Here is a 19,970-nt window from a genome sequence, read left to right as displayed (position 1 = left end):
CTCACCCTAGCCCTCTCTCTTAAGGAGAGAGAACATAACTAGCTTGGCTCCCCTCGCTCTCTAGAAGAGGGGTTGGGGGGTGAGGGCAGAGCATCTAAACCATCATCAGATCCATCTCCTCCTTCTCTTGCTGAGGTGCGCCCTCAGGTGGATTCAAATAGAAGTCAGACAGCAGGCTAAACAGCTCGCGATCGGCGGCGTCCTTGGGCACTACGCCTTCGGGACGGGCCAAGATCTGGTCGGCAATGTTCAGGTAGTACTGACAGACCGGATCTAGAGCAGGGTCGGTTTCGGCCATTTCAAACACCGTCTTGCCCTTCACCCGCGAGATGCGAATGTCTTCGATCAGGGGCAAAATCTCCAGCACCGGCATGGGCACGTGCTCGATGTACTTATCGATCAGGTCGCGCTTTGAGGTGCGGTTGCCGATCAGCCCTGCCAGGCGCAGGGGGTGAGTGCGGGCTTTTTCACGCACCGAGGCGGCGATGCGGTTGGCGGCAAACAGCGCGTCAAAACCGTTGTCAGTCACGATCAGGCAGTAGTCAGAATAGTTGAGCGGGGCCGCAAAGCCGCCGCAGACCACGTCACCCAGCACATCGAAGAGAATCACGTCGTACTCGTCGAAGGCGTTGAGTTCCTTCAACAGCTTCACGGTTTCGCCTACCACGTAGCCGCCACAGCCTGCACCAGCGGGAGGACCGCCTGCCTCAACGCAGTGCACGCCGCCGTAGCCCTTATAGATCACATCGTCGGCCCACACGTTTTCGTAGTGGAAGTCCTTTTCTTGCAGGGTGTCGATGATGGTGGGAATCAGAAACCCGGTCAGGGTAAAGGTGCTGTCGTGCTTGGGGTCACAGCCAATCTGCAAGACTTTGCGGCCCCGCTTGGCCAGGGCCACCGAGATGTTGCAGCTGGTGGTGGACTTACCAATGCCCCCTTTCCCGTACACAGAAAGCTTTAATGTCTGGTGATCCATAGGGGAAAATACTCGTCTAGGGCGGATAGGGCCAAACCCAAGTCCAGGGGCCATCTTTTTGGATAGACGTTCTACCCACTGGACTTAGATCGGCTGTTCAACAAATAGGGTCTACGCAGTTGCCTACGCGGCCCAAGGTGTTTCGGCTGTTTGGATTATGACGATACCGCCCAGGCCTTGGGAAGGGGGACTGAGAATAGATGACCCCGCAAAGTTGAGACGGAACCTGCTGAGGTTAATGGAAGAATGCCTCACCGCTCAAAAGGGTTGTTGAAGGCTTCCAAAGCGTTAGCCTAAGTTTTAGGTTCTAACTTTACTTAATTCAGAACAATAGCAAATAAGCGAATCTTAAATCTTCTAGGGCAGTGGGCACTCTGCAACGCCTGTCTGTAAGCAACTCTGATCGGTAAGAGACGGCTAAATTTGGAGGCTTGCGCCTTTGAAAGCGGGCTTTGAGAGGCGAAGAATGCGATCGCCCTCTAAATAGAGGCCCGTCTTTGAACCCCGCGCTTCCCAAACCGCCGCTGACACCAAACCCAAAGCGATCTTTCTATACATTCGTAAACTTTCTAATCCATGCAACGGAATGTAACGGTTGCTGCGCAGATTGGGGCATCGCCTACTTGATAGCGGTGATAGTAAAGCTGTATTTGTGTAGCGCTGGGTCTAGTTGTCCTCAGCGATCAGTTCGCTGGGTTCACCGGGGAAGAACTTAGCGTCCAGTATTTCGGTCAGGCTGTAGGAGCACTGAGACGGAAAGGTGCGGATTGGCAGGTTGGTTTCACCCGAGGCAAGTTCAATCCCCTTAAGATAGGCTTTGCCAAGAGCTTCAGTTAGATAAGGTTTGAGGCTGGGGTTATCGTCGAGCAAGTCAGCAATATCGAGCCGTTGAATGCGTAAGGTGGCCAGCCAACTGCGACTGCGTCCCTGGGGCTGGTAGTGCCATTTCAATAGGTGCCCAATCAGGATGCTGAGGCGGTTGCGAAGTTCCTGGCGCTGCTGCTTGCCCAAGGATTCGATTTCCTCAATTAAATTGGGTAGGTCGAGCTGGCTCCAAGCCTGATGGCGAAGCAGCTCTGCTTGGACTTGAGTCCAGGCGTAGAAGTCTGCGGCGTAGAGATTGTCGACAGCCTCAGCCTGACCTGTAGGAGTTGAGTTGATTTTGAATGTAGACATAGACCTAGGGGGGCAGCGTTGCCACCATTCTAGGCTGCTCTTTGAATCGGAAGAAGGCGCTACTTGCCTAGGAGGATGGAGGCTAAGCTACCTGCCCTTTCGAGATCGATTTGAGATGCGATCGCCATCACTCGCCGACCATCAACCTGTAATGTCGTCGCCTCAATGGTGCGAAGTACGTCGATCAGGGTGAGCTGGCCAGTGTCAGCCGTGTCTAAAACGGCGTTGCGCAGCAGCTCCCACCCAGGGGTGTCGTTGTCAGAAAAGGTAACGGTCGTGGCCAGTAGCCGCCAGAAAAGCTGCCCGGCAAAGGTATCCGACATTTCTCGCAGGGTATCTACCTCTACCAGCACGTTCTGGGTCAGCGCTTGGCGAGCTTGGTCTTCCTCAATGCGGAGCACATTGAGCAGCAGCTGTAGGTCGCGGCTAGGAATCCCTGTAGTGGCGAAGGATTCTAAATCGCTGACCGAAATGGGCGGCGCGTCTAGTGACCCGTAGGTAATTTGAATATCTTCTGCCGCGCTGGCCTGAGGTGCGGTTATAGCCAGCCCGGTCATAGAGGTCGCCACTAGAGTCAGCGCAGTGGCACTTTGCCCAAAGCGCTGCCCTAGCGCTAGGGATAGTGAAGACAGTTGATTAACGGCCTGCCAGAATTGTTGCATAGTGCTTAGCCCACGCCTACTACCAGGATAATTAAGGACGATTGACTCGCCTTCAAGGTTCCCTCTGCCGATGTCTACGTCGCTACCAACCATTGGTCTAATCCCCGCCGCAGGGCAGGGCACGCGCATCTCACCCCTGCCGATGAGCAAAGAATTATTTCCGATCGGTTTTCGCATGCTAACGAATCAGGCAGGGCCTCGCCCCAAGGTGGTGTGCCACTATTTGCTGGAAAAAATGCGGCGGGCGGGGGTAGAGCAGGCGTTTTTCATTCTGCGACCCGGTAAGTGGGATATCCCTAACTTTTTGGGCGACGGGGCAGATTTGGGGATGCACCTGAGCTATCTGACCGTGCATGTGCCTTTTGGGGTGCCCTTTAGCCTCAACCAGGCCTACCCCTTTCTGCGCGGGGCGACGGTGGTGCTCGGCTTTCCAGATATTTTATTTGAGCCGAAGAATGCCTACCAGGTGCTGCTGGAGCGGCTGCACAGCGGCACAGCGGATGTGGTGCTAGGCCTATTTCCCACCGATCAGCCGGGGAAGGTGGGGGTGGTCGATTTTGACGAGAGCGGAGTAGTGCGGGGCATTTACGAGAAGTCTAGCTTGACTCATTTGCCCTATATGTGGGCGATCGCCGCCTGGCGGCCCAGCTTCTCAGACTTTTTGCACGGGTTCGTGCGCGATCGCCAGCAGGCTCTGATCGGCAGCCAAATCCCTCAACACCTCACAATTCTGCCGCCCTACACTGAAGTTCCCATTGGGGATGTTATGCAGATGGCATTGGCATCAGGGTTGCGGATAGAGGCCCAGCCCTTTGCCCAGGGCAGCTATCTAGATATTGGCACCCCAGAAAACCTGGCTAAAGCAATTCAGCAGTATCCGTTTCCGGTGGGTTAGCCAGGGCAAAAAGAAGAGACGTTAGCGAAGCTATCCGAAGGAATCGCCGGCCTAATCGTCGAAGTCGAGATCGTCAGAGCCGAAGTCAGCTCCAAACAGGGAACCCGACACGGTGTGCTCTAGCTCCATGCGCTGCTCCATCTGGCGGAGAAAGTAGCCCGTCATCATGGCGGAGGCGAGCAGGCCGGCTAGATTTTCGCGATCGGTGGTGACTTGGACGTTAAACCCGTCTCCTGGCAGCACACCGACCAACCCCTGCACGTTGTGGGCAATAATCTGCTTGATTTCACCGCTGACTGCCTGGGCCACCCGGGTCAGCACCTCTGGGGACTGGTGCTGAAGATATTTAAGCAACTCATTGGGGTGGTCGCTATTGGCCGACATGCTAATGAATTCAGCGTCTTCAGGGTTAAATACCATAGAATCTCAAAGACCTTTGGTCACAACGTAGGCGACGGCGAGTACCAAAATCGGGGCGATCGGATCCAATGCAACAAAGGCAACCCCTGGCCTGCCTATACCTACTAATATTCCCGATGATAGCGTAACGAATCGTGTAATATTGCGTCGCTCTAGTAGCGTGGGCTTAAGCTGTTTGACTCAAACCCAGGCTGTAGGGTGCTTTGGCGCGCAGATGCCGCGAATTTTTATCTTTACAATAGTTTGATGGCATAGGCAGGACAGTAGAGCTACGAGGCTTCCTCGATCTCGGGCTCAAACTCGAGTTCATCGCCATCATCAGAGTCTGCATCTGGCACGGCGGCGGTTGAGCCTTTAGGCCGTAGCTGGGGCAGGGCGTCAATTTCAAAATGTTGGTAAAACTTGTCGGTGACCTGCACTAGGGACGATCGCCCTTCGGCCTGACGACGCTTGCGCACGAAGCCTTGCGCGACGAGCTCTGGCACGTGCTGGTAGACGCCAGAACCGCGAAGATCGACAAGATCGGTTTGGCTGATGGGGCCTTTGAGGGCGATCGCCGCCAGTGTTCGCAGCGCCCCCACGCCCAAATCGATGGGAATTAGCAAATCCACTAAAAACCGATAGCGCTCTTTGAGCTGAAGGCAGTAGCCATCGACGGTTTCAATGATTTCTAAGGCCCCGTCGCGATGGGCGTAGTCGTTCATCAGCTCGATCAGCCCTTCTTCGACGTCTTCGCGATCGCAGCGGGCTAGCTCGGCTAGCTTGGCAATGTCGAGGGGTTGTCCTTTGAGGTACAAAATCGCTTCAATGGTGGTGGCTAGATCAGGCATAGATTGTCAGTACCCTGAAACCATCCTCAAGCCTAGCGCCGATTTTGGGAAACGGTTGATTTTAGGAATTTGGGGAAGGAGATTGATACTGAAGTTAGGTTTCAAAGAACTATTGAAGAGCAGATGATTCTGTAGAGGCAAACGCTGTTTGCCCTGCAAAACGGGGCTGACAGCGCCAGATTTAGTGCGGCGCACAATTTGGGGCAAAGCCAGGTCTGCCGCTGGGGCCAATTCGCTGGCCCCAGACCCCCGTCGAGAAGGACGTTCCGTCGTCCTTCACCTCACGGAAAGGACTAGCTGCTCATCGGTTTAAACCTATGTTTTGCAAAATGGCTGGTTGGTCGATCTGGTCTTTGTAAGTTAGCAATGCACCATCAAAAAGCTTCAATCGAGATTGCTACCGGTCAGTAGTTAGAAATTCGTAGGGTGCATTCGCGCCAGCAATGCACCGTTCTGAACTTAATCCAAATTGCGTCCCGTTAGCTCTACGAAAATGTCTTCAAGGTTGGAGGGGCGGGTCATCATGCCGGTTTTGTCGGGCTGCTGGTCGAGGTGGGTGTTGGCGGCGTCTAGGGTGGGGAAGAACTGGTAGTCCCAGCGATCGCCTCGCTGGGTCATGACGATGCCTTCGCCGTGGCGGTGGCGAAACTCATCTAAGGTGCCCAGCTCGATCAGTTTGCCTTGGTCGAGAATGCCGATGCGATCGCACAGGTACTCAACTTCTTCCATATAGTGGGTGGTGAGCAGCATGGTCATGCCCTGCTGGTTGAGGCCGCGAATAATTTCCCAAAGGCGGCGGCGGGTTTGGGGGTCGAGGCCCACGGTAGGTTCGTCGAGGAAGAGAATTTTGGGGTTGTGGAGCAGGGCGCGGGCAATTTGCAGCCGTCGCTTCATGCCGCCGCTGAGGGTTTTAACTTTGTCGTTGCGGCGATCGCCCAGTTCTACATACTCCAGCCAGGTGTCGATGGCGGCACGGCGCTGCGCAGCAGGAATGTGGTGCATGCGTCCGTGCAGCTCCATGTTTTCCCACACGGTGAGGTCGCCATCGACGCTGGTTTGTTGCAGCACTACGCCAATCTGGCGCCGCACGTCGAGCTGCTGGCGGTTGACATCATAACCCGCAACGACGACATGGCCGTCGCTGGGACGGGTCAGGGTGGTGGCCATGCGAATGGTAGTTGACTTGCCCGCGCCGTTGGGGCCGAGTAGACCAAAGACTTCTCCAGCTTCGATATTTAAGGAGAGGTCGTTAACGACAGATACGCCGTTGTAGACTTTGTGGACGTTTTGCAGACAAACCGCAGCGGACATAGCAAGGCGCAAGCTCCAGAAGTTAAGTCATTGGAATCGGGACTGAATCTGACCAACGAGTCTTTAACCCAGGCCCGTCTGTAACTTATTGTTAATAGACTTACCGTATCACCCATCTACCGTTGGTTAGCTGTGCGCGCTCGAATTGATCAAGACATTCTCTACCTCCATCAGAAGGACGTGCCGGCCTATAAGAAGTCAGGCTCGGTGGTGCGCAACAGCTATTTTTGGGCGCTGCGATCGATCGCAGACCGCGCAGGGTTCAACCACGATTGGGAATTTGCCGATGTCGTGTGGCCAGCCCTGGGGCGCATGCTGTTGACCTTCACGGAGTCAGGGTATTTGGGCTATCGGGAGACGGTGCTGGAATTTACGGATAATGCGACAATTCCTGACGTCCTACGCCCCGTCGGCACTTGGATAGCGGATGATGAGTACGACGAAGAAGAGCATCCATAGGATGTCGCCTGCTGGAAGCCAGTGAAATCTCTCAAAGAGAGCCTCTAATACGAAATCCGCCTTGAACAACCCCGGTTCACAAGAGGTATCTCGTAGGGGCATTGCACTGCAATGCCCCTACGAACCGGGTGGAACCAAATAGGATTCGGTATAACTCTATATTTCTAGCCCTCGCTTTAGGTAGTTTTTAACCCTGCTGAGCTGTGTGGCGCGCTGCTTAAGATCTAGCACCACGCGCCGGTCTGCTAAAACCAGCGCTGGAACCGGCCATTAGAGTTACTACTACAACATCTTCTTGAGAGAAAAAGCCCCCAGAGATTTTTAAGAATAAGCTGGTGACAAGATTCGAACTTGCGACCGGCTGATTACAAATCAGCTGCTCTACCAACTGAGCTACACCAGCAAAAGCATACTCAGTATAGCAACGTTATCGGGTAGCTTTATAACCGAAAAATTCCTCTCGCTAAGCCCTTACCTAATCAGCGGTTTCCAATTCGGGGGCAGGGGTAGCGGGGGAAACTGGGCCTTCGTCATCTTTGAAAACAACGCGCAGCAGGGGCGGGGCCAAGAACGTGGTGAAAATGACCATGACAATAATGGCAGCATCCAGCGACTCGGTAAGCACGCCGCTGGCAGCCCCTACGCCAGCAAACACAAGCCCCACCTCACCCCGAGGAATCATGCCGACCCCAATGGCTAAGCGGTTAATGCCAGGCTGCCCGAAGACGGCAACCCCAGTAATGACCTTGCCAAGAATGGCGACCACCACTAGAAAAGAGGCAATCACTAACCCAGCCCGGTTTTCGGGGTTGAGAGGATTGAGCACACTGATATCGGTGCGGGCCCCGACAACAATAAAGAAAATCGGCACCAGCATGTCGGCAATGGGGCTGATTTGCTCCTCAATCTCTTTGTGCTTAGAGGTTTCAGCCAAGATCAGGCCAGCGGCAAAGGCACCCAAAATTGCCTCCAGCTGAATGGCCGCAGCAATGTAGGACAGCACAAAGGCAAAGATCAGGGCACTGATGATGACCTGCCCTCGGGTGCGCATCTGATTCACCACCATGACAAAGTAGGGGCTGAGCAGGCGGCCAATGAAGATAGACCCTACCAAAAACGTGGCGGCTCCAGCAATTAGATAAGCCACGTTGAGAATTTCAATTTCGCCGGTTTTGGCGAGGCTAGCCACTACGGCTAGCACAATGATGCCCAGCACGTCGTCGAGTACGGCCGCCCCAATGATGATTTGGCCTTCCCTGGAGCTGAGTTGCTGCATTTCGGCCAATACCTTAGCGGTAATTCCAATGCTGGTAGCGGTGAGCGCCGCTCCGGCAAACACGGCTGGAATGGTGTCGATCCCAAAGATCAAAATTAGCCCAGCGGTACCAGCGGCAAAGGGGACTACTACCCCAACAACGGCTACTACCGCCGCCTGAGGGCCAACGCGAATGAGTTCTTTGAGGTCTGACTCCAAACCAATTTCAAACAGTAGAATGATCACCCCTAGCTCAGCTAGAACAGAGATCACCTCACTCTCGCCTTGAAAGACCCGCAGCAGCTCGCCTGGGGCTTGGCCTGTGGTCATGCCGACTAGGTTCATGAGCAGCGACTGCACTTCACCGCCGCTTGCGGGAAACACAATCAGGTGCAGAGCCGAGACGCCGACGATAACGCCCCCGATGAGCTCTCCTAGAACTGCGGGTAGGTTAACTCGGGCACACAGCTCACCGCCAATCTTGGCCGCGAGGTAGACCACAACTAGACTTAGCAATACACTGGCGAGCACTAGGGGCTCTACCTCCGCCTCTGACAGCTCTGCCAGCCAGGGGTTGAACGCAGGTTTTATCTGGAAAAAATCGGTGGGAATATTGCTAATCAGGCCGCTGCCGATGAGGCCACTCATCCAATTTGCCATGCAGACCGCTACAACTCGTCCCGTCCAATGTACATGAAATTACTTCTGCTGAAGAGTTAACCGGGATCGTTCCAATGGCTGTTTTGCTGGGGAAAACAGGTCTTAGGGAAAGACCCGGTGGGCCAACGCAGGCATTTGGCGACGCACCTGGGAAATGCGATCGGGGTTGATTTCGGCGATCGCAATCCCCTTATCAACGCCAGCATCGGCCAGCACCATGCCCCAGGGGTCAATAATCATGGCGTGCCCGTGAGACTGGCGGCGAGCGTTATGGAAGCCGGTTTGGGCTGGGGCGATCACATAGCAGGTGTTCTCGATCGCGCGGGCTTGCAGCAAAATTTGCCAATGGTCTTTGCCGGTAAACTCGGTGAAGGCGGCAGGCACTACTAGCACCTCGGCCCCTTGCTGCGATAGGTGGCGATACAGCTCTGGAAAGCGCACGTCGTAGCACACCGACAGGCCCAAAATACCAAAGGGCTTGGATGGAAAGACGTCGGGCAGCAGGTGCCCAGAAATAACGGTGTTGGACTCGCGGTAGGTGTTGCCGTCGGGCAGGTTGACGTCGAACAGGTGCACCTTTTCGTAGCGCATCAGCTCTTGCCCCTCGGGGGAAACTAGCAGGGCAGTGTTAAAGACTTTGCCCTCTTTGGCGGGCACGGGGTATCCGCCGCCAATCAGCGTCACCTGGTAGCGCTGGGCCATGGTTTTGAGAAACGCTTCGCTGGCCTGACTGATGGTGTCGGCCTGGGCGATTTTTGCGTCTTCGTCGCCCAAAAACGAAAAATTTTCGGGAAGGCTGACCAGTTCTGCCCCCTGACGCACTGCCAGGTCAATTAGCTCTTCGGCCTGGGCCAAATTTTTGGCCAAGTCTGGCACACTGGTCATCTGTACGGCGGCGGCCCGATACGCTCTCATAAATTACCTGGCTGGAGTTGAAGAAACTGGAACCGCTGAGTTCCATAGACTTCAATTTTATTCGCTTGGGGGAACGTTTATCCTGTTGCCCCAAAACAGCCGCAGAATTACTGAGGGTTAGGGTTCGGCTACAACCGTGATGGTGAGAGCATCTGGTGCGGCACTGAGGGTGACTGGAGTATCGGCGGGTAAGGTTGGAGGCTGATTGCGCTGCACATCGCGCAGCCCCTCTAATAGCCAGGGCTGCGCAGCGGTTTCGGGGGCGGCAAGGCTTAAAAACTGGTTGGCGTAGACCACTTGAGCCATGGTCAGGGCGCTGCCCTGCTCGCTGCGGGCTAAGACCAGAGTGGCGCGATCGCTGGTAAGTTCTACCGTGGCCAGGCCATCGGCAGACTGGCCGACCGTGCGGTTGGCCGGACCGGAGGAAAAGCTAAAAGATGGTTCGGCGGCAGTCAGAGCCTTTTGTAGATCACTGGCAACGGTACCACCGTCAGGGCTGGCTTTGGCAAGGCGATCGCCCGCGATCGCCCGATTTCCTCGATACTCTTCTGCCTTTGCTTGGGCCTGGGCATAGTTGGCGTCGGTGGCTGGCACGGTTTCCAGGGCAGCGATCGCCTGATTCCACAAATCGCTTACCCGCTGCCAGTCGGCCTGGGTTTGGGCCGTCTGAGCCGCGACCGCGGCCTGCCAACCCAGGTCAGTGCCCAGCTGCCAGGGCGAAACAGAGGGACTATTGAGGGTCAGCTCGGGTTCGGGGGCAGGGCCGCTAGCCACCGGCAGGTACGACATGCCGATGAGGACGGCGGCGATCGCGCCCACCCCGCCAATACTGCAAACCAAAGGCGACTTAGCCAGATTGAGCCGCATAGAAACCTTGCCCTGTGTAGACCCTTAGTGTTTCAGCGCTACTGGGCCGCCAACCGGGAGGTTTTAGCGAGGTTTTGGGTTTAAGGCCGCCATTCAACCCCAAAACCCTTTTAGATCAAGCAGTTCAGGTCGCCCGCCTTTTGGCTAAATAGCAGGTTTTCGCGGTAGTCCACTGGGCAGTCAATCACCGCTGGCACATCATCTTCCAATGCCTGCTTCAACGTCGGAATAAAGTCCTCTGCCGACTCAATTCGGTAGCCCTTGAGGCCCATAGCCTCCGCCAGTTTCACAAAGTCGGGGTTGGTGAAGTGAATGTAGGTTGACTCACCGTAATAGTTCATCTGCTTCCACTCAATTAGCCCGTAGCCACCGTCGTTAAAGATGATGGTGACAAAGGGGGTGCCCACCCGCAGGGCTGTTTCTAGCTCCTGGCAGTTCATCATGAAGCCGCCATCGCCGGTTACCGCCACCACTTTGCGGTTGGGGTGCACCAGCTTGGCCGCCAGCGCTCCCGGCAAAGCAATGCCCATGGCCGCAAAGCCGTTGGAAATCAGACAGGTGTTGGGGCGCAGGCAGTGGTAGTTGCGAGCCATCCACATTTTGTGGGCCCCCACGTCAGAAATCACGATGTCTTCGGCGTCGAGCACCTGGCGCAGGTCGTAGATTAGCTTTTGGGGTTTGATTGGGAAGCCGTAGTCGTCGGCATACTGCTCGTAGTCAGCGCGAATTTCGTCGCGAATTTTGAGACTGTGGGGTTCAGGGCGACCCTGGCGCTTCACCCGCTTGAGAATTTCTTCTAGCGAGTCTGAGATGTCGCCAATTACCTCAACCTTAGGAATGTAGCTACTGTCCACCTCAGCGTGGGTGAGATTGATGTGCAGAATGGGCAGCTTGCCGTCGGGGTTCCACTTTTTGGGCGAATACTCGATCAGGTCATAGCCCACGGCAATGATCAGATCGGTCTGCTCCATGGCGCAGGTGATGTAGTCGCGCTGCTGCAACCCAATCGCCCACAGCGCTAGCGGGTGGGTGTAGGGAATTACGCCCTTGCCCATAAAGGTGTTGGCCACCGGAATATTGAGCAGAGTGGCAAACTCGGTCAGAGCCTCGCTGGCGCTGGCGCGAATGGCACCGTTGCCTACCAAAATCATGGGGTTAGTGGCTTGGGAAATCGCCACCGCCGCCTGCTGAATGCTCTGCAATGAGGCGTAGGTTTTCTCCTGGCTGTCTTTGCGCAGAGCGGCTCCAACCACCTCCATTTCGGCAATGTTTTCGGGCAGATCGATATGCACCGCGCCAGGCTTTTCGGCCTGGGCCAGCTTAAAGGCCTTGCGCACAATTTCGGGGGTAATGCTGGGCCGCACGATCTGGGCATTCCACTTGGTGACCGGGGCAAACATGGCGACCAGGTCGAGGTACTGGTGCGACTCAATGTGCATGCGATCGGTGCCCACCTGCCCCGTAATCGCCACCAGCGGGGCGCGGTCCAACGTTGCGTCGGCTACCCCAGTCATTAAGTTGGTCGCCCCCGGCCCCAGGGTCGAAAGGCACACCCCCGCCTTGCCCGTTAGCCGCCCGTAGACATCGGCCATAAAGGCCGCCCCCTGCTCGTGACGAGTGGTGATGAACTGAATCGAGGATCGCTTTAGGGCCTGGAGCAGCTGGAGGTTTTCCTCCCCTGGCAGGCCAAAAATGTATTCGACGCCTTCGTTCTCAAGGCACTGGACAAGCAATTCGGCGGTATTCATAGATCGTGTCGGGGGTTAGAGGGAATGTGACGGTGGGGAAGGTGGGGGAGTGATGGGGTGGTGGGGTGGCTACTTAACCCAAACGGTTTTGATGTTGACGAACTCGTGAATGCCATGGCGGCCCAGCTCGCGCCCGTAGCCCGATCGCTTAATGCCGCCAAAGGGTAGACGCGGATCAGATTTAACCAGTCCATTAATAAAGACTGCCCCAGCCTCTAGCTCGGCCATCAGTCGCTCTTGCTCAGCGGGGTCCTGGCTCCAGGCGCTGGCCCCTAAGCCAAAGGGAATGTCGTTGGCCCGCGCGATCGCCTCATCCAAACTACCCACGCGAAACACCAGGGCTACCGGGCCAAAGAACTCCTCCTGGTCGGCGGGGGTGCCAGGCGGCAGGGCAGCGAGAATGGTGGGTGGAAACCAGTTGCCGTTCTGCAAATCGGCGGACAGCTCGGCTTTCAGCGCCGCGACATCGCCGCCGATCAGCGCGGTGCCGCCCTGGGCCAGGCAGGTGTTGACCTGCTGCTCTAGCTCGGCGGCTATGTCGGGGGTGGCCAGGGGGCCAACGGTCACTCCTTCGTCGAGGGGGTTGCCCACTTTAAGCGCCGCGAATTTTTCGGTCATGCCCTGCTCAAAGCGCTCGGCGATCGCCTCATGGACGATAAACCGCTTAGCGGCAATGCAGGACTGGCCGGTGTTGAGCATGCGGGCGGTGGCGGCGGTGGCGATCGCCGCCTCCAAATCCGCACTGGGCGTGACAATAAACGGGTCGCTGCCACCCAACTCCAGCACCGTCTTTTTGATCTGCTGGCCGCAGGCGGCGGCCAGACTGGCCCCGGCGGGTTCGCTGCCCGTGAGGGTGGCGGCTTTAATGCGATCGTCGGTGACGAGTTTGGCAATGCGATCGCCCCCAATCAGCAGCGTCTGAAACGCCCCCTCGGGCAGCCCCGCCTTCTGAAAAACTTCCTCGATCGCTAGGGCACACTGGGGCACATTTGAGGCGTGCTTGAGCAGCCCCACGTTGCCCGCCATCAGCGCTGGGGCAGCAAAGCGAAACACCTGCCAAAACGGGAAGTTCCAGGGCATCACCGCTAGCACCGGGCCAATGGGCTGGTAGCGCACAAAGCTGCGGCTGGCGTCGGTAGCGGCGGGCTCGTCGGCTAAAAACTCGGCTCCGTGGTCGGCGTAGTAGCGGCAGACCAGGGCGCTTTTTTCGACTTCGGCGATCGCCCCCGCTAGGGGCTTGCCCATCTCCAGGGCCATGATTTTGGCATAGGCGGCTTTGTTGCCGTCGAGCACCTGGGCGGCCTGGCGCAGCCACCCAGCGCGCTGCTCAAAGGATGTTTGACGGTAGGTAGCAAAGGTCTGGGCGGCCAGGGCGAGCTTGTGCTCAATGTCGGTCTCGCTCAACGGTTCAAAACGCTTGAGCACCGCTCCGGTGGCGGGGTTAATACTGGCAATGGGCATGGTTTGACCTCCTGTTGGTCACTGAGGTCGGCGGTAGGGCTCTCGGTCGTTTCTATCACCACGGCTACCGCTGATCGTGGCGTTACCACCGCGATCAGCGCAGCAATTCGTCAGAATCGCGGGTAGCCCAGCTGGGTCTAAATCTCGACAACCCAGACTAGTTGGCATGTGGACTGTGTTAGCTCTCAAAACGAGCGTAGCTTGACCGCCAACCTCTAAAACTAAGGCTCTCTATAACTGTGCCCTGAAGCACAAAAGCCTACTCCACCATCCTATTACTTCTGCACAAAACATAGTGTTATGTAACGATGACCAAACACCGCCTGTTTTCAAGCCTTTTGGGCTTCGTCAGAGGTGCCAACGGTGATCCAGGGCCAGGGGTTAGTCAACAGGGCCGTAGCCGCCTCACGACCCAGGGGCTGAGAAAACAGGTAGCCCTGCCCACGCCGGCAGCCCATGGCCCGCAGTCGGTTGAGCTGGGTTTCGGTTTCAATGCCTTCGGCTACCAGATCCATACTCAGCTTTTGGCCCAGGGCGATAATGGTGTGCACGATTTCGCGATCGTCGCCGCTTTGATCCATGCGGCCAACAAAAGACTGGTCGATTTTGAGCGTATCGGTGGGGAAACGATGCAGGTAGCTAAGCGACGAATAGCCGGTGCCAAAGTCGTCGATCGCCAGCTTCAGCCCCAGCTGCTTTAGCCGATGCATGAGCTCCGTCGCCCCATCTACGTCCCGCATGATCATGCTTTCGGTAATTTCGAGCTGCACCTGCTTGCCCGCCAGATTGAGCTCATGCAGACAGGCTCCAAACTGATCCACCAGGTCAACCTGGTGCAGTTGCCGCCGCGATAGGTTAATGCTCATGGTCAAGGGATGGTCGGGAAACTGCTGCTGCCAAGCCTTGAGCTGGGCGCAGGCGGCCCGAAAGATCCACTGGCCCAGGTGCACAATCAGCCCGGTTTCCTCGGTCACTTGAATAAACTGCCCCGGCGACACAAAGCCCTCCTCGGGGCGGTACCACCGCACCAGGGCCTCAAAGCCCGTAATGCAACCGCTCTGCAGACACACAATCGGTTGGTAGTGGAGCAAAAACTCGTTGTTCTCAAAGGCGCTGAGCAGGTGGCTTTCGAGTTCTAAACGACGCACCGCCTCTTCGTGCATAGTGCTGGCAAACACTTCGTAGCGGTATTCATTCAGGGCCTTGGCCCGGTACATGGCGGTATGGGCGTCACGCAGCAGGTCTTGGGGGCTGGGGGAATGTTCGCCATGGGCCATGGCAACCCCCATAGAGCTGGTTACCGAGAGCCGCCGCCGCGCGATCGAAAAGGGCTCTGACAGCTCGGTTTGCAAACGATTGAGCCACTGGTCTACGGTGGGCTGCTCATGCACCGGCAGCAAAAAGGCAAATTCATCACCACCCACCCGCGACAGCTGGGCCGAGGAGGGCAAAAACTGTCGCAGCCGCTGACCCAGGGTTTGCAGCACGCGATCGCCCACAACGTGCCCAAAGGACTGGTTGATCAGCTTAAAGCGATCGATGTCTAAAAACACCACCGTCACCGCACTGGCGGGTTTTTGGCAGAGAGCCCGCTGCACTTGCAGCACAAACATATCTCGCCCCGGTAGCAGGGTGAGCTGGTCGTAGCTGCTGCGGTACAACACCTTTTGGGTGAGCACCAGCCCTAGGGCCAGCAAAAAGGCCGCTACGGGTTCTACCGTAGGTACCCATAGCATGTTAGCCAGGGCTAGGCCGCTCAGGCTCCAAATGCCCAAAACCATACTGCCGCTGAGCAACAGCAGCAGGGACGGTCGGCGCACCTGCCAGCCCATTACCCCAGTTGCTAGGGTCCAGCCCAGCAGCCAGAAAAATTCGCCCCACTGGGGCAAAAAACGGTAGAGGGCGGGCTCGCCTGCGATCGCATCAAGTAGCTGGCTAATGCTCTGAGCGTGCACCTCCACCCCGGCCATCACAAACCGGGCCGAATGCTCATGGCTAAAGGGCGTATAAAATTCATCCTTGAGGCTGGATGCAGTGGACCCGATCAGCACAATCTTGCCCCGCACCCAGTCGGGGGGCACCGCTCCGGCCAGCACCTGGGTAATGGTTAAAGTTGGGGCTGGCTCGTAGGGAGTGCGGTACTTCATCATCACCTGATAGCCCCGGTCATCAATATTGGCATAGCCGCCATCCCTAGCCAGCAGGGCCGGAAATTCAGCCTCCCCAATGCGCAGCAGATCGTTGTCTCGATCGACTTGAAACTCCAAGTCAGAATGGTAAGCCAGCACCACCCGCAGCGGAAACGAGTAGGCAGGATTGTTGGGGGTGGATACGTACAGCAGGTTGCGGCGCAGCACCCCATCCGGGTCAATGGCTAAGTCGTTAAATCCCACCTGGTCGGCGGGCCAGGTAGCGGGAGCGGGCACCTCAATGCTAGTGCCCTGCTTGCCCACGTTGAAGATGCCAATCACCTTTGAGGAATTGGCAAAGGCTTGAGCAAGGGCCGCCTGACCTGGCATGTCCTGAGGGGTGTTGCGGTACAGATCGAGCCCCACCACCGCTGGCTCATGGCGCTGCACCTCGGCAATAATATCGGCCACCACCTGGTCAGTCAGGGGCCAACCGTAAGCCTCTAGATCAGCCTCGGTCACCTCTACAATTAGCAGCCGCGGGTCTGAGGTCTGCTGAATCAACAGCCGGGTCAGCAAGTCAAAACTAGAGGTCTCCAAGGTTTCAAACAGCTGTAGCCGCTTGCCCGCAGACACCAGTGTGAGGGCGAGCAGGCTAGAAACCAGCACAGCTCGACTGCCAAAATTAATAGGTTTAGAAAAACGGGAGGCCCACTGTTGGAGCTGCTGCCTAAACGGCCAGACCCGGAAATGCACCATGGATTAAACCGACAACGGTAGGAGTGGCAATGGCAGGCATTGACTCGTAATTCCCTGAATACAGAGATATACAGGGAATAAGGGCGCTATCCGGAAATCGCTCCAACCGGATCGGCCCCTGTGTCCCCGTGGCAGCGTCAGCCTGCTAAGCCACAGCCTTTAAGCCATAGTGTCATTGTGTTGGTTGTTAACCCAGTGGGTGCCGCCCCCCCGCCGCTGGCCCGGAAACTCATCTCGGTTGCCGCTAGCCTGCTGCTCAGCCTCCAGGCCGGGCCAGTGAAGAAGTAGCAAACTTAACACGCTCAACCCCACCAATAACGCGGTACCACTGGGCCAAATAAAGACTCGAATCAGTGTTGCCTTCATAGCTGGAATTGAACCTGAATAGTGATGGAACCCCTGCTCTCCCGCTGGCGAAAGCTCGTTTTAACGAACGTTCTACGCTGCGAGGGGCATAGTGTGATTCTTCACTCGTTAGGTTACATTCGATACCTGGTCGGACGGGCTTTCACTGAAGCTTTATGGAGGAGTAAAGCTGCGTCAGCCTGGAGCTAACCCAGTTCTCAAGCCGAGATGAGGGTCCGGTTGCTCGTTGTGCTTGGCGATCGCTCCACCGATGAGCCTTAAAAACTTGTTAAGGGAAGGCCCTACTCAACCATTCCACGGATATGCTGAACGCAAGATACCTCCTAACTGCGTCTCCAGCCCCGTCTGACTCCCTTTGTTGGCGTCATTTTGATGGGGCTGCTACTTTGGGAAGCCACTTCGGAAAGCTACTGGGCTGATGGCAGAAACCCTGTCAGGTGAGGACTGAGGTGCGAGTTGCTAAGCAATCTGTTCCGGAATCGCACCTTGAACGCATTTTTCAACTGCATTAAGTGAATTTATCTACGCTCTGCTGCGATCGCAGGGTTGTTCATTGTGCTTATGATTGAGCGCGATCGCTCTCCTCCATCTATAGGAAGAAATGCTTCTCTGTCGTTAGCGAGATTTTTCTTTACTCTAAAGAACGTTACTTGTGTGTGATTGCAGATACAAATTTTAAGTGATAGGCTAAAAAAACTAGTCGCAACCTTGCGAATAGGCCTTTTATGCCTTAAAAACCCAGTTTTTGCCTTAGTTGCTGAGCAAGCGCAACACCTAAGGTGGCTTTTTGTTTTGCCCATGGCTCAAGCTTGTGGCTGACTTCATCCCTGGATGAAATTGGCGGAGCCGGGGCGTCGCTTTCTGCACACGCATAAATGACGTTATTTGGACTTTTCTGGGCTGCGTTTCTACCGCATTATCTCAATCCGTTCAACCCACCTGCCCCTTTAGTACTGCAAACGGCTAACGCCAATGCAGTGGCTCATGGGCAGCGTCAGCCTGCGGTAGATTTAAGAGCTTCTCCCTACTCTCCCTTGCATCTACAATCTGCTATCCACAAGCCCCTTCAGTTGTTTCCCCAGTTGGGTTGGCCGCAGACGGCGGCTGTGGATTGGCGCCTCTGGAGGGCTACCGCCGCTGTGGCCGTAGTCGGCCAGGGAACAAACGCCCACGTTAGCAGCGGGGTAACTCAGATTGCCCCGACCCCGGTTGCCTGTGGCAAACTAGCTGCGGCAAACGCTAGCGCTCCAGCTAAAGGATTTACTATTCGGGTCAAGAATGTAGCGATTGGGCAGGTGCCGTCTCGTCCGGCGGCGGATCAGGTTGCCCGTCAGATTCGCCAAGCGGTGCCTCAACTAGAGGCCAACCCCAACGGGCTAACCCCTAAACTAAGCGAGGCTTTAGCCGCCGCGCAGGTCGATGGCAAAACCGTGTTTGTGTTGCCTGGGACAGACTCAGCTCAGGCTAGTTCAGTCAGTGCATCCAACCATAGCCAGACTGCCTTGCAAGCGACCGCCTGGGTCAACAACCTGCGTCTGGCCTTTGGGGGGTCTCCTCTAGAGCCCAGCCAGGTGCAAATGGTGGCCCACGGCTTGGGTGAAACCCGCAAGACGTTTAACGGCACAGCGTCTTGGTATGGGCCTTACTTCCACGGGCGGCAGACGGCTACCGGTGAAACCTTTAATCAGAACGACCTGACAGCGGCCCACAAGACCTTGCCCTTTGGCACCTTTCTCAAGGTGCGCAACCAACTCAACGGTAAGAGCGTGGTCGTACGCATCAACGATCGCGGTCCATATATTGGCGATCGCTCCCTCGATCTGTCCTACGCTGCTGCCCGGTGTCTAGGGAGCGATCACGTCGGGTTAATTCCCTATCAGGCAACAATTCTAGCGCCGGGAGTTCCCCAAGCTTGGCGCTCTGATGTGGTAGCTACCCTACCTTAAAGTGTGGGCAGATTGGACCGAGAGGTGGGTCCCGACGTGGAGCCAAACGTACTTTAGGCTCGCCATTTGAGCAGCTGCGTTTTGACGGGGGTGGCAAACTCGCGGTCTTCCGTCTGGGAGCGCTGGTACTCTTTTTTGAGTTGGTAATACCACCGGGCGAGGGTGTCAGAGTCTTTAATCAGCCGCAATACGGTCTCATGCTTGAGCCCCTCCTGCTGCTTGATCACTACGTCGCGGTCTTGGCCTAAAAAGGAGCGAATCATCAGGGGCAGAATCGGCTTGAGCAGGTTGCCCCAGGGGAGGTCCCAGTACAGCTCAAAGGTGACGTCGGTTTGGTCGTTGGTGAGGGGGGTAACGGTGGTCAAGTTCACCACTCGGTGTTTTGAAGTGGTGGTTTCCTCGGTGCGGACGCCGGGCAGGTAAAAGATGATTTCGTTGTCGGGCACGCCGCCAATTAACCAGTAGCCGTAGCCCATATTCTCGCCCATGCGGTGCTTGCGCATGGTGAACCCGTAGGGCGAAGGGTCAAACCACTTGATTTCGTCGTTGAGGGTAGCCCCGCGCCACCACCAGGAGCGATGCACAAAGGGGGAGTGAGCCGGATCCATTAGTCCCACCACAGCATGGTCGATGTAGCAGGGAAACCGCATGGTGTAGGTGACGCTGGGGCGAACGTCATCGCTAAAGCCCGGCACACGGGGCACATCGAAGCGGGGAGGCTGGGGGTTATCGCGATCGCTCACATAAACCCACAGGTTGCCCTGCACCTCTTTAACCTCGTAGGAATTCACGTCAAAGCGGCTCAGATCCATCTGCTGGTCCGGCATCAACGACGGAATCTCGGTGCACTGGCCGTTTTCGTTAAAGCGCCAGCCGTGGTAACAGCACTCAACCTCGGTGCCGTCGAAGCGGCCACAGCTAAGGGGTACGGCCCGGTGAGGGCAAATATCCCGGATGGCAAAGGCTTTGCCCTGGTTGGTGCGGCCAAACAGAATTGGCTCGTTGAGCAGGGTTTTGGCCACCATCTTACCCGCCTTCAGCTCGTGGCTGGGCATGGCGTGGTACCAGATGTTGCGCAGCAGGTAGATGTCGTTAACGGCAACCACAGGTTTTCTGAAGAGTTAGGGACTGAGGC

17 protein-coding genes and 1 tRNA gene are annotated in these 19,970 nt (G+C 56.4%); 3 read left to right on the top strand and 15 right to left on the bottom strand.

The window, feature by feature from the left end; genetic code table 11:
- Positions 1 to 94 precede the first annotated feature (94 nt).
- From bchL to H6F59_RS02510, 3 genes are all read right to left on the bottom strand, one after another.
- Positions 95 to 976 carry a ferredoxin:protochlorophyllide reductase (ATP-dependent) iron-sulfur ATP-binding protein gene (gene bchL / locus H6F59_RS02520; protein ID WP_190515558.1) on the bottom strand — a complete coding sequence of 294 codons (882 nt, stop codon included), beginning with the start codon at positions 974 to 976 and terminating at the stop codon, positions 95 to 97.
- Positions 977 to 1,642: 666 nt separating this feature from the next.
- Entirely contained in the window at positions 1,643 to 2,152 is a 510-nt protein-coding gene (locus H6F59_RS02515; protein WP_190694859.1) for a DUF29 domain-containing protein, read from the bottom strand.
- 59 nt (positions 2,153 to 2,211) lie between these two features.
- Positions 2,212 to 2,814 carry an alpha/beta hydrolase gene (locus H6F59_RS02510; RefSeq protein ID WP_190694857.1) on the bottom strand — a complete coding sequence of 201 codons (603 nt, stop codon included), beginning with the start codon at positions 2,812 to 2,814 and terminating at the stop codon, positions 2,212 to 2,214.
- A 70-nt stretch (positions 2,815 to 2,884) separates the two neighbouring features.
- Here H6F59_RS02510 and H6F59_RS02505 point away from each other — a divergent pair, with 70 nt between their 5' ends.
- On the top strand, positions 2,885 to 3,709 hold the full coding sequence (locus H6F59_RS02505; protein WP_190694855.1) for a sugar phosphate nucleotidyltransferase: 825 nt from the start codon (positions 2,885 to 2,887) through the stop codon (positions 3,707 to 3,709).
- Positions 3,710 to 3,760: 51 nt separating this feature from the next.
- On the opposite strand, the gene H6F59_RS02500 is transcribed toward H6F59_RS02505, so the two are convergent.
- From H6F59_RS02500 to H6F59_RS02490, 3 genes are all read right to left on the bottom strand, one after another.
- Entirely contained in the window at positions 3,761 to 4,129 is a 369-nt protein-coding gene (locus tag H6F59_RS02500; RefSeq protein WP_190515551.1) for a DUF760 domain-containing protein, read from the bottom strand.
- Between the two features lie 269 nt (positions 4,130 to 4,398).
- Positions 4,399 to 4,959, bottom strand: a complete 561-nt coding sequence (gene scpB, locus H6F59_RS02495; protein WP_190694853.1) for an SMC-Scp complex subunit ScpB — start codon at positions 4,957 to 4,959, stop codon at positions 4,399 to 4,401.
- 459 nt (positions 4,960 to 5,418) lie between these two features.
- Positions 5,419 to 6,270, bottom strand: coding sequence for an ABC transporter ATP-binding protein (locus H6F59_RS02490; RefSeq protein WP_190694851.1), 852 nt, complete (start codon positions 6,268 to 6,270; stop codon positions 5,419 to 5,421).
- A gap of 132 nt (positions 6,271 to 6,402) precedes the next feature.
- Between H6F59_RS02490 and H6F59_RS02485 the strand changes: the two genes are divergently transcribed.
- On the top strand, positions 6,403 to 6,729 hold the full coding sequence (locus H6F59_RS02485) for a hypothetical protein (RefSeq protein ID WP_190694849.1): 327 nt from the start codon (positions 6,403 to 6,405) through the stop codon (positions 6,727 to 6,729).
- 330 nt (positions 6,730 to 7,059) lie between these two features.
- Here H6F59_RS02485 and H6F59_RS02480 read toward each other — a convergent pair.
- The 8 genes from H6F59_RS02480 to H6F59_RS02445 all read right to left on the bottom strand — a co-directional run bounded on the left by H6F59_RS02480 (position 7,060) and on the right by H6F59_RS02445 (position 16,889).
- A tRNA-Thr gene (locus H6F59_RS02480) sits at positions 7,060 to 7,132 on the bottom strand.
- A gap of 72 nt (positions 7,133 to 7,204) precedes the next feature.
- Positions 7,205 to 8,632: a cation:proton antiporter gene (locus tag H6F59_RS02475; protein ID WP_190694847.1), complete on the bottom strand. Its 1,428-nt coding sequence runs from the start codon at positions 8,630 to 8,632 to the stop codon at positions 7,205 to 7,207.
- A 114-nt stretch (positions 8,633 to 8,746) separates the two neighbouring features.
- Complete coding sequence (locus H6F59_RS02470) at positions 8,747 to 9,559, bottom strand: carbon-nitrogen hydrolase family protein (RefSeq protein WP_190515543.1); 813 nt, start codon at positions 9,557 to 9,559, stop codon at positions 8,747 to 8,749.
- Between the two features lie 117 nt (positions 9,560 to 9,676).
- Entirely contained in the window at positions 9,677 to 10,426 is a 750-nt protein-coding gene (locus tag H6F59_RS02465; RefSeq protein WP_190694845.1) for a hypothetical protein, read from the bottom strand.
- Positions 10,427 to 10,536: 110 nt separating this feature from the next.
- The gene (locus H6F59_RS02460; RefSeq protein WP_190694842.1) at positions 10,537 to 12,174 is read right to left on the bottom strand and encodes an acetolactate synthase large subunit; all 1,638 of its coding nucleotides are present in this window, start codon (positions 12,172 to 12,174) and stop codon (positions 10,537 to 10,539) included.
- Positions 12,175 to 12,243: 69 nt separating this feature from the next.
- A complete protein-coding gene (locus tag H6F59_RS02455; RefSeq protein WP_190694840.1) occupies positions 12,244 to 13,635 on the bottom strand; it encodes an NAD-dependent succinate-semialdehyde dehydrogenase in 1,392 nt (463 codons plus the stop codon).
- Between the two features lie 329 nt (positions 13,636 to 13,964).
- A complete protein-coding gene (locus tag H6F59_RS02450; RefSeq protein ID WP_190694838.1) occupies positions 13,965 to 16,433 on the bottom strand; it encodes an EAL domain-containing protein in 2,469 nt (822 codons plus the stop codon).
- Positions 16,434 to 16,682: 249 nt separating this feature from the next.
- Positions 16,683 to 16,889: a hypothetical protein gene (locus tag H6F59_RS02445; protein ID WP_190694836.1), complete on the bottom strand. Its 207-nt coding sequence runs from the start codon at positions 16,887 to 16,889 to the stop codon at positions 16,683 to 16,685.
- A gap of 1,034 nt (positions 16,890 to 17,923) precedes the next feature.
- On the opposite strand from H6F59_RS02445, the gene H6F59_RS26660 reads away from it, so the two are divergent.
- On the top strand, positions 17,924 to 18,835 hold the full coding sequence (locus H6F59_RS26660) for a septal ring lytic transglycosylase RlpA family protein (RefSeq protein WP_277882368.1): 912 nt from the start codon (positions 17,924 to 17,926) through the stop codon (positions 18,833 to 18,835).
- A 53-nt stretch (positions 18,836 to 18,888) separates the two neighbouring features.
- Here the strand turns inward: H6F59_RS26660 and H6F59_RS02435 are convergent, their stop codons facing one another.
- Positions 18,889 to 19,941, bottom strand: coding sequence for an aromatic ring-hydroxylating dioxygenase subunit alpha (locus tag H6F59_RS02435; RefSeq protein WP_313887088.1), 1,053 nt, complete (start codon positions 19,939 to 19,941; stop codon positions 18,889 to 18,891).
- Between the last annotated feature and the right edge of the window lie 29 nt (positions 19,942 to 19,970).

It is taken from the genome of Nodosilinea sp. FACHB-141 (assembly GCF_014696135.1).
Lineage (GTDB): Bacteria > Cyanobacteriota > Cyanobacteriia > Phormidesmidales > Phormidesmidaceae > Nodosilinea.
This window is presented reverse-complemented; position numbering and strand designations above follow the sequence as displayed.